The following is a 12,233-nucleotide window of genomic DNA, read 5'->3' as shown; positions in this document are numbered from 1 at the left end:
CGAGGACACTCACAGGCTCGCCAGCTTCCTGCGCCGCACCAGCGCGATGAAGAACGGGGTACCGAACACGGCCAGCACGATGCCGACCTGTAGTTCGCCGGGACGCACGACGACCCGGCCGATCACGTCGGCGGTCACCAGCATCAGCCCGCCGAGCAGTCCGGCGTAGGGGACGAGCCAGCGGTAGTCGGGTCCGGTGATCGCGCGCGCGACGTGCGGCACGACCAGGCCGATGAACGCGATCGGGCCGCAGGCCGCGGTGGCGGCGCCGGTGAGCAGGGTGATCGCGACGATACCGACGGTGCGGGAGAGCGCGACGTTGGTGCCGAGGGTGCGGGCGACGTCCTCTCCGAGGCTGATCACGTTCAGGCCGGGGGTGCTCGCCACCGCGATCACCACCCCGAGCACGAGGAACGGCAGCACCTGCCACAGCACGTCGTAGCCGCGGCCGGCGACCGATCCGACGACCCAGAACCGGTAGCCGTCGAGGCTGGTCTGATCGAGCAGGACGACGGCGTTCGTCATGGCCTGCAGGAAGAACGCGACCGCGGCCCCGGCGAGCGCGAGACTGAGCGGGCTGGCCTTGCCGCCGCCGATCGACGACATCCCGAACACGGTGATCGAGGCGAGCGCGGACCCGGCGAACGCGAACCACAGGTATTGGCTGGGCGTGGACAGCCCGAATGCGTAGATCGCCAGGACGACGAGGAACGCGGCACCGGCGTTGAGTCCGAGCAGGCCGGCGTCGGCGAGGGGGTTGCGGGTGTGGCCCTGGATGAGGGCCCCGGCGACGCCGAGCGCGATCCCGACGACCAGGCCGAGGAGGGTGCGGGGGATCCGCAGGGACTGGACGATGATGTCGGTTTCCCCGCCGGTGTTCTCGAACAGGGCGTGGACGATCTCCGCCAGGGTCAGTGGACGCGCCCCGACCGCGATGCTCGCGAACCCGACCAGCACCAGCAGCACCACGAGCGCGGCCAGGCCGAGGAGTCGTCGGCGGCGGACCGCGGACAGGGACGTGTCGGGGGCGATCGGGGTGAACCCGTCCGCGTCGGCGGTGCGCTGCCGCACCACCTCGGTGCGGCCCCCGGTCCACCGGCGCAGGGCTCGGGACGTGCCGATCGGGGCGCCGGTGCCGGCGTCCCGGGTGACCAGTCCGGCCCAGCCCTTGCCGACGCTGGCGCCGGTGCGGCCTTCCCGGAATCCGTGGTTCCACACCGCGAGCCCGGCGGCGACGGCGACGGCGGCGCCGCCGAACACGAGCCGGTCGGCCTGGCCGCCGCCGTTGGCGTCGGCGAGGGACGCCACGAGGTACCAGCCGACCACCAGGGGCAGTGCGACGACACCGAGGTCGGCGACGGCGGCGACGCCGCGCAGGACGGCGGGTGCGGGCCCGGTGGGGATGTCGAGGGTTCCGCCGTCGGGCGCACGGGTGGGCCCGGGCGCGTCCGGGGGGAGGTCCGGGAGGCGGGTCGTCGTCACGGCTGGGTGGCTCCTAGCGAGAACACGGAAACACAGGCGGTTCGGGGTCGAGGTTACGGAAGGCTAACCGAAGGCGTGTCGGCAGGACCGGACGGCCGGGCAGTTAGGCTAGCCTACGCTCATGCTTCATGATCGAACACACGACGAGCCCTCGACGACGACCCCGCTCGCACATTCGTGTGCCCGCCTGCGCGACATCTCCCCGGACTATCCCCGCGTCTACGCCGTCGCCACCATGGCCGACCAGGGCCGCCGACGCTGGTGGCCCCTCGCCGCCTGCACGGAAACACCCGGGACGTCCGGGGCCCCGGGGCACCGCATCGGCCACATGTACGCCCGCGTCCTCGACGACCTGCGCTCGCCGCACGCCGCCGCCGTCCAGGTCGCCGCCGCCCTCGTCCACGCGATCGTCGGACGGGTCGCCGCCCTCGCCGTCCTCGAGGCCCGCGCCTGGGATCCCGGCGTCGACAATCTCTGGCTCCACCTCGACAACGACGCCGGCATCGACTGGGCCGGCCTCGACGATCCCCGGCTGCGCGTCCTGGCCGACGACCCGCTCGCCGGCACGCCGGGCACCGTCACCCTCCCGTGCGAACGCGCCCTGCACGTGTGGACCGCGCACCGCTGCCTGACCTCGCTCACCGCCGCCCGCACCGCACTCGGGGCCGTCGCACCGGTCGACCCCACCCGGTTCGCCGCCCTGGTGGCCGACGCCGTCCTCGGCGCCGCCACCCAGGTGCCGGTGCGGGCGGGCACGTCCCGGTCGGTCGCACACCGCCGCGGGCAGGGCCTGCTCGACGCGTTCGAGCTGCTCGGCATGCCGGTGCGGGCCCGCGCCCCGCTCGCCGCCGCCTGCTGACGACACCCTTGCGATCTTAGGGCAGCCTGCCCTATGGTCGGGTGGTCGATACTGCCGGACCGAGCCGGAGACCTGAGGGCTGCAGCGACTCCGCCACCAACTCGGTCCCTGCCCCGGCGGGTTCCGCGCACACCGCGCGGAACCCGCCGATTCTTTCCCCACGGCGGGTCGCCCACACACCCGAACCGGCCGTGACCCACGATGGACATACGACCCCGTCGACACCATCAGGGAGCACCCATGACCACCGAAACACCACGCATACCCATCCCCGGCGACGACACCGACCCCACCGCCGTCAACGCCTTCCTCAACAAAGGCTTCGGCGAAGCCCTCGGCCTCGAATACACCGCACTGACCCCCGACCACGTCCGCGCCCACTGGACCGTCACCCCCGACCTCTACCAGCCGTGGGGCATCATGCACGGCGGCGTCCACTGCGCCGTCATCGAATCCGTCGCCAGCATCGCCGCCAGCCTCTGGCTCGGCGACCGCGGCCACGTCGTCGGCGTCAACAACAACACCGACTTCCTCCGCGCCGCCCGCGACGGCGTCCTCACCGCCGACGCCACCCCCGTCCACCGCGGCCGCACCCAACAACTCTGGGCCGTCACCGTCACCGACGAACAAGACCGCCTCGTCGCCCGCGGCCAGGTCCGCCTCGCGAACATCACCGACACCGACGCCATCGGCAAGAACTGACCCAGAGAGGGGGAGAGGCGATCAGCCCGCCTCCCGCGACCCCTCACCGCGCCGCGCTCGATGCTGCTCCTGCAGAGCATCGAGCGCGTTGCGCGCGAACACCTGCTGCTCCGTCGACGCCATCTGCGCCCGACCCCGCCCCATGAACGACACCGTCCACGACATCATCGTCGACAACCGACTCCGGAACCCGATCAGATACATCAGATGGATCACCAACCACACGATCCACCCCAGCACCCCGGTGATCTCCAGCTTCCCGATCTTCGCGACCGCATTGTGCCGCGAGACCGTCGCCATCGACCCCTTGTCGAAATAGTGGAACGGCGCCCGCTCCCCGGGCACCGCACCCGACTGCGCCGCCTTCACGTCCTCCCGGATCTGCTTGGCCGCATACTTGCCGCCCTGCATCGCCACCTGCGCCAGCCCCGGCAACTTGTCCAACGCCATCATGTCGCCGACCACGAACACGTTCGGATACCCCGGCAACGTCAGATCCGGCTGCACGTGCACCCGGCCCGCCCGATCCACCTCCGCCCCCGACTGCTCACCCAACTGCCGGCCCAACGGACTCGCCTGCACCCCCGCAGACCACACCTTGCACTGCGCCTCGATCCGCTTCTCCGACCCGTCCCGATACTTGACCGTCAACCCGTCGACATCCACCCCCGTCACCATCGCGTTCGGCTGGATCTCCACCCCGATCTTCTCGAGCCGCTCCGCCGCCTTCCGGCTCAACTTGCCCCCGTACACCGGCAACACCGTCGGCGCCCCGTCCACCAGGATCACCCGCGCATCCGACGGATCGATCCGCCGGAACGCCCCCTTCAACGTCCGATGCGCCATCTCCGCGATCTGCCCGGCCATCTCCACCCCCGTCGGCCCCGCCCCGACCACCACGAACGTCAGCAACCGCTCCCGCTCCGCCGGATCGTCCGACAACTCCGCCTGCTCGAACGACCCCAGAATCCGCCCCCGCAACTCCAGCGCATCGTCGATCGTCTTCATCCCCGGCGCGAACTCCGCGAACTGATCGTTCCCGAAATACGACTGCCCGGCCCCCGCCGCCACGATCAACGAATCGAACTCGGTCACCGTCACCCGATCCAACAACCGCGACGTCACCGTCCGCGCCGCCAGATCGATCGACTCCACATCACCGAGCAACACCTCGGCATTCTTCTGCTTCCGCAACACCAACCGCGTCGCCGGCGCAATATCGCCGACCGACAGAATCCCCGTCGCCACCTGATACAACAACGGCTGGAACAGATGATGCGTCGTCCGCGCCACCACCGTGACATCCACCGGCGCCCGCTTCAACGCCTGCGTCGCGAACAACCCACCGAACCCCGAACCGATCACCACCACACGATGACGCTGCCCCGAAGAAGAACTCATGGCGTGCTCCTCGACACTCGACGAAACGAGCCGACCCTGCCACGGTAACCGCCCACCACCCCCGCCGTCGCGCCAACCGAACCCCACACACGACAAGGGGCGGCAGGAGAAACTCCCACCGCCCCTCGGCACACTCCCGCGCGAGCAGACCTACACGGACACCCGGCCCGGCCGGATCAACAACGTGAACCCGAACGTCACCAGACCCATCACCACCATCATCGTCGCCACCGTGTTCAGACCCGTCACCGACGACACGCCACCGACCGCCGACGACGCCAACAGCATCGTCGCGATCGACGTACCGATACCCTGACCGCCGGTCCGCACCACCGAATTCGTGCCCGTCGCCTCACTCGTATGGCTCTCCGGAACCGCCTCCACGATCAGATTCGGCAACGCCGTGAACGCGAACGCCGTACCCACCGACACCGTGATGATCATCGCCATCATGCCGACCACCGAATCGTGGAACACGATCAACATCGCACTCGAGATCGTGAACAACGCCGTCCCCAGCAGCATCGACGCCCGCGACCCGACCGCCCGCGAAATCCGACCACTGAGCGGCGTACACACGAACCCGAACATCGAACCGATGAACGACAGCCACCCCGCATTGGTGGGGGAGATACCCAGACCGAACGGCGCCGTCGTCGGCGTCTGCAGGATCAACGGAATGATCATCGTGGTGACCCCCAGCGGACCCACCGCGATCGACACCGTCGCCAACATCGTCAACGCCACCTTGCGATCGGTGAACATCCGCACGTTCACAATCGGATCGGTGACCCGCAGCTCCCACAGCACCCACAGCGCGAGCACCACCAGACCACCGACGATCAGCCCCAACGTCCGCGCATCCGTCCACCCCCACGTACCGGACTTGTTGATACCCAACAACACCGCCGCGATCGCCGGAGCGAACGCCACCGTCCCCACATAGTCGATCCGCTGCGTCGTCCCCGCCGGCGGCCGCCACGGCAACACGAACAGCACCAGCAGCAGCGCCAGCAGCGCATACACCGCGGCCACGATGAAGATCATGTGCCAGCTCGCGTGATCGAGCATCACACCCGCCACCAACAACGACGCCGACCCGGCCGCCACCGCGGAACCCGAGATCACCGCCACCGCCACCGGCACCTTCGCCGCCGGCAGATGCTCCCGCGCCAAACCGATACACAGCGGCAGGATCGCACCCGCCACACCCTGGATCGCCCGACCCACGATGATGCTGCCGATCCCGTCACCGATCGCACTGATGAACGAACCGAGCGCCGCCGCACCCAGCAACACCACCAGCACCCGTTCCCGGCCGTACATGTCGCCGAGCCGGCCACACACCGCCGCGGACGCCGCCGCCACCAACAGGAACGCGGTCACGGCCCACCCCACCGTGGCCGCGTCACTGTCGAACTCTTGGATGAACGTCGGAATCGCGGCGTACACCATCGACGTCTCGAACGCGCTGATGATCTCGACCAGCATCAGAACGCCGATGATCACCCATGCCGGGCGCTTCCGGTTGAATCGACCGCGCGCCGGGGCGGTGCCCGAGACGCGGGTTTCTGCTGTAGCTGTCACTGAAGTAGATATCCAGACTCTTGACGGCCCTGTCGACGGGCCGGTGTAACGGGTGGGGCCTGCAGGTAGCGAGGTCGTCGCACCCACAGCGGGACAGCGCGCACACGCACGCCACCCCTGTTCGGTGGATCACAGTGTGGCAACTCACTACCCCCGCCCCGGCCACGGTTGCACTCAGTGGGACCCCGAAGACACGCGCCCTCCGGACACCTGCCGTTATGACACGTTTCTGCAGGTCGTGTCACGCGCGTCACACACCGATCCGGACGGATCGACTCCCACTCAGCGGGAATCCGGGCCCTCCAGCAGCCGATACAACGGATTCCGCGCCGCCGCCTCCCGCACGCCGGTACCCGCACCCTCCGTGTACACCTGCGTCGTATTCATCGACTCGTGCCCCAGCATCCGCATCAACGTGAAAATACTGACGTTCTCGTCCGCCATGTTCGTCGCGAACGTGTGCCGGAACTGATGCGTCAACGCACCCCGCGCCCGCTCACCGTTGATCCCCGCCCGCCGATACGCCCGCAACACCCGATACTGCAACGTCCCCCGCGTGATGCGCTCCCCGTCGGCCCCGACGAACAACGGATCCGACGCCCGAAAGAACTGCCACGCCGTCGCCTCCGCCGGCACCCGCCGCTTCGTCGAACCCGGAAACCGATCGATCCGCGACTCCAGATACCCCGTCAACGCCGCCACCAACGCCGGCTCCGCCGCCGCCACCCGCTCCTTGCTGCCCTTGCCCCGCACCAGGACGACGCGCCCCGCACCCGCATCCCCGCCACGAACGTCACCGACGTTCACCGAAATCAGCTCCGACGACCGCATCCCCGTCAGCAACGCCGTCAGAATGATCGCGAAGTCACGTTCCCCCCACGGCCCGACCCCGTCGGTGTCCTCCTCCTGCAACGTCGCGATCAGCCGCGCCACCGCATCCGACGGCAACGCCTTGGGAATCCGCTTCGGCGCCTTCGGACGCAGCACCGCCGACATCGGATTCGCGACGATCGCATCGAGCGTGAACAGGAAATCGCACAGCGCGTTCCACGTCGACCAGCACCGCCGGATCGACGCCGGCTCATGTGTCGCCGCGAACGCCGCGAACGCCTGCTGCATCGCCCCCTTCGTGATCACCTGCACCGGCAGCTCCGACACGGGCACCCCGGTCTGCTCGGCGAGCAACCGGCCGATACCTGCGAAATCCTGCCGATACGCCTTGATCGTGTGCGGCGACGGTTTCGCAGTACTCCGGTGCAGCAGGAACTCCTCGAACCACGCGTCGAGTAGCCGTCGGTCGTCGCTCACGCCCATCCTCCCGCCGACAACCCGATGTCAGCACATGTGTTCGATTCCGATGAGAGCTTATATCCCGCGGACCCGGCCGCGTCCCGCGTCGAATACCGGGTGTGCGGAGGCGGTGGGGGAGCGCACACACCCGGTTCACCCTCGAATTCACCCTGCCGCGGCTTTGCTCCCACCTGTCCGATCTCGTACCTTGAATGTCGGCCAGGCGCACCCCCCGACGTGTGCCTGGCCTTTTACGTTTCCGGAAGTGTCCACCGAGGCTGTTGCCAGGGAGTGTTTCCGAAGGGCTCGGTCGGGTACTCGCACGGGTGACGGATCGGCCGACAGGGCCGTCCCGGGCGAGGAGGTTCACGGTGGCGACCTGCGAAACCTGCGGGAACGACTACGACAAGGCGTTCACGGTGATCATGGGGGACCGGCGCGGGGTGTTCGACAGTTTCGAGTGCGCGGCACACGCGATGGCACCGGTGTGCGCCCACTGCGGATGCCGGATCCTCGGGCACGGCGTCGAGGACGAGAGCCGCATCTTCTGCTGCGCCAACTGCGCGCGTACGGCCGGACACGAACGGCTCGTCGACCGGGTGTGACGCACGTCGGGGAGTGTCGACGAAAACACTTCGCGGACATGGATATTCGCCATTATCCATGACGGTGGCGCGGGTAGGTACCGGGATCGAGCGGGGCAGTGCGCCCGGCCGTGTGCGTCACGGTACCGTCCCGGACGCCGTCCCGCCGTGTGAACTGCTGCGGCGCGGGCTGCAATGCGATGATCCGCACACGCGATGAACCGTCGGTGCGCATTCCGGAGCGCCGGCGTCCGACACGACATGTCCGGGTTCGGTTCGTTGGAGTCCGGCGCCGGCAGGATCCGGGACCGTCCGTGCGGCCGGATGGGGCTGCCGGACGGGGCGACTGTCGCGGCGCGCGGATTCGCGCCCTGCGCGTCCGATTGCGCGCGCGGGACGTCGGGACGCGCGCGGCGGGTGGAGTTGCCGTCGACAGCGCCCGGGGTGCTCCGATCACCGCAGGGGTGGGTCCGATCTCCATTACTTGACATAATGTAGATTATCGGCGAAATACCGACCTGGTGAAACAGCCTGCCGCTCCGGACGATTCGTGTGCCGTCGCCGCTCGCCCGTGGCTTGTGTGACGACCTGCACGACGACTCCGTGCTGCACGCCGACACGCCGCCGGGTGCACGTCCCGCGGCTCCGGCGGCGACACACGTCGACTGTCGGTGCCCGCCGGCGCGTCGTCTGCCGCCGCCGGCGGGCCGTCCGGCGATCACCGGCTCGAGCTCCGATGTCCGATGTCCGTTTCGTGCCGATGTGGATGTCGGGTGCTGCGTCGGCCCTCTCCCGACTACCCGACGGAAACCCATCAATTCGTCACAGTGACGTATTGATGGGCGACGCGGGGACGTCGAACCCTCACGCCCGCACGATCATCAACGGACACGACACGGAATGCAGCAGTGTGGCACTCGTCGACCCGAGCAGCATGCCGGCGAATCCGCCGCGGCCGTGACTGCCGACGACGAGCAACTCGGCCTCGGCGGCGTGCTCGGCGAGGATGTCGGCGGTGTTGCCGCGCACCACGGCCCGGGTGACCGGAGTGTTCGGGTAGCGGTCCGCCCAGCCGGCGAGGCTTTCGGCGAGGACGGCTTGCTCGGCCACCTCCACCTCGTCCCACGGCAGGTCGAGTTGGTCGTCGAAGGCGGTCGACATCGAGAACGGTGACCAGGTGTGGACGGCGGTGAGGGTGCGGCCGCGCCGGGTGGCCTCGTCGAAGGCGGCGGCCAGTGCGGGCCGGCTGTTGTCGGTGCCGTCGACGCCGACGACGATGTCGCCGCCGGCCGGGACGTCGTGGTTGCGGACGACCACGACGGGACAGTGTGCGTGTGCGCTGAGGGCGACGGCGACGGATCCGGCGAGGGTGGCGGTGACGCGTCCCAGTCCCCTGCTGCCGACGACGATCGCGTGGGCGGTGGTGGCGGCGTCGAGCAGGGCGGGGCGGGCGGGTCCTTCGAGGACGTCGGTGGTGACGTCGATGTCGGGGGCTTCTTCCCTGGCGGTGCGGGCGGCGTCGTCGAGGTGGGTGTGGGTGGCGCGGTCGCGGTCGACGAAGTAGCTCTGGGGCAGGCGGATGCCGTCGCCGTACGGGGTGGGGGCGCCGAGTGCGGAGACGATGCGCAGGGGGCGTTCGTGCAGGTGTGCGGTGTGGGCGGCCCAGGTGACGGCGGCTCGGGAGGTGTCGGAGCCGTCGATGCCGACGACGATCGGTGCGCGTGGTGCGGTCACGGTTCCTCCTGGGTGGCGGGGTGGTGTCGGTTCCAGTGTGCGAGTGCGGTTTTCGTGGCGTCGGGTCCGGTGGTGTCGAGGTCGGTGGCGTCGGGCCAGGGGGTGGTGTGGGCGGTCATGGCGCGGGCGATGTCGACGGTGGCTTCGGAGTCGTGGTCTCCCCCGGCGGCGCGGACCCGCAGGCGTCGGTGGAGGCGCTGTGTCGTGACGTCGGGTGGTGCGGTGCAGCGGAGGGCGATGAGGTCGGTGTGGGTGTGTGCGGCGAGGTCGGTGGCGTGGTGGCGGTGGCGGGCGTCGGTGAAGGAGGCGTCGAGGACGACGGAGGTGCCCTGTCGGAGGTGGTGGCGGGCGCGGTCGAGGAGGGTGCGGTAGACGCGGTCGGTGGCGTCGGGGCTGTAGCGGCCGGCGCGGTATCCGGGGGTGGGGTCGGTGTGGCGTCGGTCGGTGAACAGTTCGCGGCGGATGGTGTCGCTGGAGAGGAGTGCGGCGCCGGTGTGGTCGGCGAGGGCGCGGGCGACGGTGGATTTTCCGGTGGCGGGCAGGCCGCCGACGAGGGCGAGGCGGACGGCGCCGTGGTGGAGGTGGTGTTCGGCGAGGTCGGTGTGGCGTCGGGCGTCGGTGGCGGAGGTGGGGTGGCCTTGGAGGTAGCGGACGCAGTCGACTTTGGCGCGCATGAAGGCGCGGTAGGCGATGTAGTGGTGGTGCAGGGAGGTGGGGGCCGGGTCGTGGGTGGCGGTGGTGTAGCGGGTGAGCAGGCGGGTGGCGAGGTCGGGTCGGTGCTGGTGTTCGAGGTCCATGGCGAGGCAGGCGATGTCGTCGAGTCCGTCGAGGTAGCGGAGGTGGTCGTCGAATTCGAGGCAGTCGAGGATGCGGGGGCCGTCGGGGAGGCAGAAGATGTCGTCGCTGAGGAGGTCGCCGTGGCCGTCGAGGATGCGGTGGTCGGTGATGCGTCGGTCGAAGAGGGCGGTGCGTCCGTCGAGGTAGCGGGTGGCGAGGTGTTCGAGGGTGTCGAGTCGGTCGGGGGTGATGAGGGGTTGGTGGAGGTTGCGGGTTTCGTGGAGGTTGGCGAGCCAGCGGGTGCGGACGGCGTCGGCGGTGCCGTGGGTGTCGATGTGGGGGCCGCGGTGGGCGGTGGTGTGGAAGGTGGCGATGCGGTCGGCGATGGCGTCGACGAGGTCGCCGGTGTCGTCGTTGTCGTTGTCGGGGTGGACGAGGGTGGAGAGGCGGGTGTGTTCGGGCATGCGGGTCATGACGACGAGGGGTTCGTCGTGGCCGGTGGCGGGGTCGGTGAGGTGGGTGACGCCGAGGTAGACGTCGGGTGCGAGGCGGCGGCCGAGTTCGGTTTCGCGGGTGCAGGCGTCGTGGCGGGCGTGGCGGGTGCGGAAGTCGAGGAAGTCGGTGTGGATGGGTTTTTTGATCTTGTAGACGCGGTCGCCGAGCAGGAACACCACGCCGGAGTGGGTTTCGTGGAGCGCGGCGTGGGGTTGGTCGGTGGGTGGGGTGGGCGTGGGATCACCTCCCGGCTGGTCTCCCCCGGTTCACCGTCCACGGTAGTGACGGGTGGGGGTCAGCGGAAGCGTTCGGCGTTCCGGGCCAGGGTGACGAGGCGGTCGGCGAGTTCGGCGAGCTCGGTGTGGTCGGCGTTTTCGGCGACGGCGGTGGCGATGTCTTCGGCGGCGCAGCGGAGTTCGAACATGCGGTCGGAGAGGGCGTCGGCTTCGGTGGTGGTGAGGATGACGGCGTCTGCGGGGATGGTGGTGCCTTTGACGGCGTTGCGTTGTTCGTAGGCGCGTTGGCGGCAGGCCTGGCGGCAGTAGCGGCGGCGGCGGCCGACACCGGTGGGGGTTACGTCGCGTCCGCACCAGGCGCAGGTGACGGGTTTGCGGGGCGCGGGTGCCATGATCGACCACCTTAACGGGTGGGGGTGTCGGGGCCGGTAGGATGGTGCGGCCGCGTGTGCGGGAACGATTCGGGTGTCCGGCACGTTGAGAGGGTTGTGAACGCTCGGTGAGCCGCCCCCGGCGAACTGGCGCGGTGAATGAACGAGGAGAGGACACGCCATGGCGGATCGCGTACTTCGAGGTAGTCGGCTCGGTGCGGTGAGTTACGAGACGGATCGCGACCATGATCTGGCTCCCCGCCGGATGGCTCGGTATCGGTGCGACAATGGTGAGGAGTTCGATGTCCCGTTCGCCGACGATGCCGAGATTCCGGGTACGTGGGTGTGCAAGAACGGGCTCGAGGGCACGTTGCTGGAGGGGGCTGCGCCGGAGGCGAAGAAGGTGAAGCCGCCGCGGACGCATTGGGACATGTTGCTCGAACGTCGTTCGGTGGAGGAGCTCGAGGAGTTGCTGAAGGAGCGTTTGGATCTGTTGAAGGCCAAGCGGCGGGGCGCGTAGTTTCGCGGTCTGTTTCTTCCGGTTCGGCGCCGTCACGGTTTTCCGTGGCGGCGCCGAACTGTTTCCGGGGTGGGTGGATACCTGACGAGTGCTTGTCGCGCAACGTGTTTCGGGCGCGTTTCCTGGGTTGTGATCACTCCGTCATGGAACTGTTCGGTGGGGTCGGTGATCTTCGTCGTTCGTTCGCTCCCTCTT

11 protein-coding genes are annotated in these 12,233 nt (G+C 69.3%); 4 read left to right on the top strand and 7 right to left on the bottom strand.

The window, feature by feature from the left end; translation table 11 throughout:
* Positions 1–9: 9 nt before the first annotated feature.
* Positions 10–1,482: a FecCD family ABC transporter permease gene (locus Q5696_RS11270; RefSeq protein WP_370654770.1), complete on the bottom strand. Its 1,473-nt coding sequence runs from the start codon at positions 1,480–1,482 to the stop codon at positions 10–12.
* Positions 1,483–1,603: 121 nt separating this feature from the next.
* On the opposite strand from Q5696_RS11270, the gene Q5696_RS11265 reads away from it, so the two are divergent.
* Together Q5696_RS11265 and Q5696_RS11260 are read left to right on the top strand one after the other, a co-directional pair.
* Complete coding sequence (locus tag Q5696_RS11265) at positions 1,604–2,341, top strand: hypothetical protein (protein WP_305091459.1); 738 nt, start codon at positions 1,604–1,606, stop codon at positions 2,339–2,341.
* Positions 2,342–2,581: 240 nt separating this feature from the next.
* Complete coding sequence (locus Q5696_RS11260) at positions 2,582–3,043, top strand: PaaI family thioesterase (protein WP_305091458.1); 462 nt, start codon at positions 2,582–2,584, stop codon at positions 3,041–3,043.
* Positions 3,044–3,064: 21 nt separating this feature from the next.
* On the opposite strand, the gene Q5696_RS11255 is transcribed toward Q5696_RS11260, so the two are convergent.
* The 3 genes from Q5696_RS11255 to Q5696_RS11245 all read right to left on the bottom strand — a co-directional run bounded on the left by Q5696_RS11255 (position 3,065) and on the right by Q5696_RS11245 (position 7,339).
* A complete protein-coding gene (locus Q5696_RS11255; RefSeq protein WP_305091457.1) occupies positions 3,065–4,444 on the bottom strand; it encodes an NAD(P)/FAD-dependent oxidoreductase in 1,380 nt (459 codons plus the stop codon).
* Between the two features lie 150 nt (positions 4,445–4,594).
* On the bottom strand, positions 4,595–5,953 hold the full coding sequence (locus Q5696_RS11250) for an MFS transporter (protein WP_305095240.1): 1,359 nt from the start codon (positions 5,951–5,953) through the stop codon (positions 4,595–4,597).
* A gap of 360 nt (positions 5,954–6,313) precedes the next feature.
* On the bottom strand, positions 6,314–7,339 hold the full coding sequence (locus Q5696_RS11245; protein WP_305091456.1) for a tyrosine-type recombinase/integrase: 1,026 nt from the start codon (positions 7,337–7,339) through the stop codon (positions 6,314–6,316).
* 353 nt (positions 7,340–7,692) lie between these two features.
* Here Q5696_RS11245 and Q5696_RS11240 point away from each other — a divergent pair, with 353 nt between their 5' ends.
* Entirely contained in the window at positions 7,693–7,926 is a 234-nt protein-coding gene (locus tag Q5696_RS11240; protein WP_305091455.1) for a metallothionein, read from the top strand.
* 843 nt (positions 7,927–8,769) lie between these two features.
* Here Q5696_RS11240 and Q5696_RS11235 read toward each other — a convergent pair.
* The 3 genes from Q5696_RS11235 to Q5696_RS11225 all read right to left on the bottom strand — a co-directional run bounded on the left by Q5696_RS11235 (position 8,770) and on the right by Q5696_RS11225 (position 11,539).
* On the bottom strand, positions 8,770–9,639 hold the full coding sequence (locus Q5696_RS11235) for a universal stress protein (RefSeq protein ID WP_305091454.1): 870 nt from the start codon (positions 9,637–9,639) through the stop codon (positions 8,770–8,772).
* Positions 9,636–11,090, bottom strand: coding sequence for a bifunctional aminoglycoside phosphotransferase/ATP-binding protein (locus Q5696_RS11230; RefSeq protein WP_305091453.1), 1,455 nt, complete (start codon positions 11,088–11,090; stop codon positions 9,636–9,638). The genes Q5696_RS11235 and Q5696_RS11230 overlap by 4 nt, the downstream gene beginning before the upstream one ends.
* Positions 11,091–11,206: 116 nt before the next feature.
* The gene (locus Q5696_RS11225) at positions 11,207–11,539 is read right to left on the bottom strand and encodes a hypothetical protein (RefSeq protein ID WP_305091452.1); all 333 of its coding nucleotides are present in this window, start codon (positions 11,537–11,539) and stop codon (positions 11,207–11,209) included.
* 160 nt (positions 11,540–11,699) lie between these two features.
* On the opposite strand from Q5696_RS11225, the gene Q5696_RS11220 reads away from it, so the two are divergent.
* Positions 11,700–12,038 (top strand): RNA polymerase-binding protein RbpA, encoded by a 339-nt coding sequence (locus Q5696_RS11220; RefSeq protein WP_305091451.1) that lies wholly within the window; start codon positions 11,700–11,702, stop codon positions 12,036–12,038.
* Positions 12,039–12,233 lie beyond the last annotated feature (195 nt).

Source organism: Prescottella sp. R16, assembly GCF_030656875.1.
GTDB lineage: Bacteria > Actinomycetota > Actinomycetes > Mycobacteriales > Mycobacteriaceae > Prescottella.
The sequence above is the reverse complement of the archived record's forward strand: the minus strand, read 5'-3'. Positions and strand labels throughout refer to the sequence as shown.

Coding starts and splice junctions, on each gene's coding strand:
- Q5696_RS11265 (WP_305091459.1), top strand. CDS start 1,604: ATGCTTCATGATCGAACACACGACGAGCCCTCGACGACGACCCCGCTC.
- Q5696_RS11260 (WP_305091458.1), top strand. CDS start 2,582: ATGACCACCGAAACACCACGCATACCCATCCCCGGCGACGACACCGAC.
- Q5696_RS11255 (WP_305091457.1), bottom strand. CDS start 4,444: ATGAGTTCTTCTTCGGGGCAGCGTCATCGTGTGGTGGTGATCGGTTCG.
- Q5696_RS11225 (WP_305091452.1), bottom strand. CDS start 11,539: ATGGCACCCGCGCCCCGCAAACCCGTCACCTGCGCCTGGTGCGGACGC.
- Q5696_RS11220 (WP_305091451.1), top strand. CDS start 11,700: ATGGCGGATCGCGTACTTCGAGGTAGTCGGCTCGGTGCGGTGAGTTAC.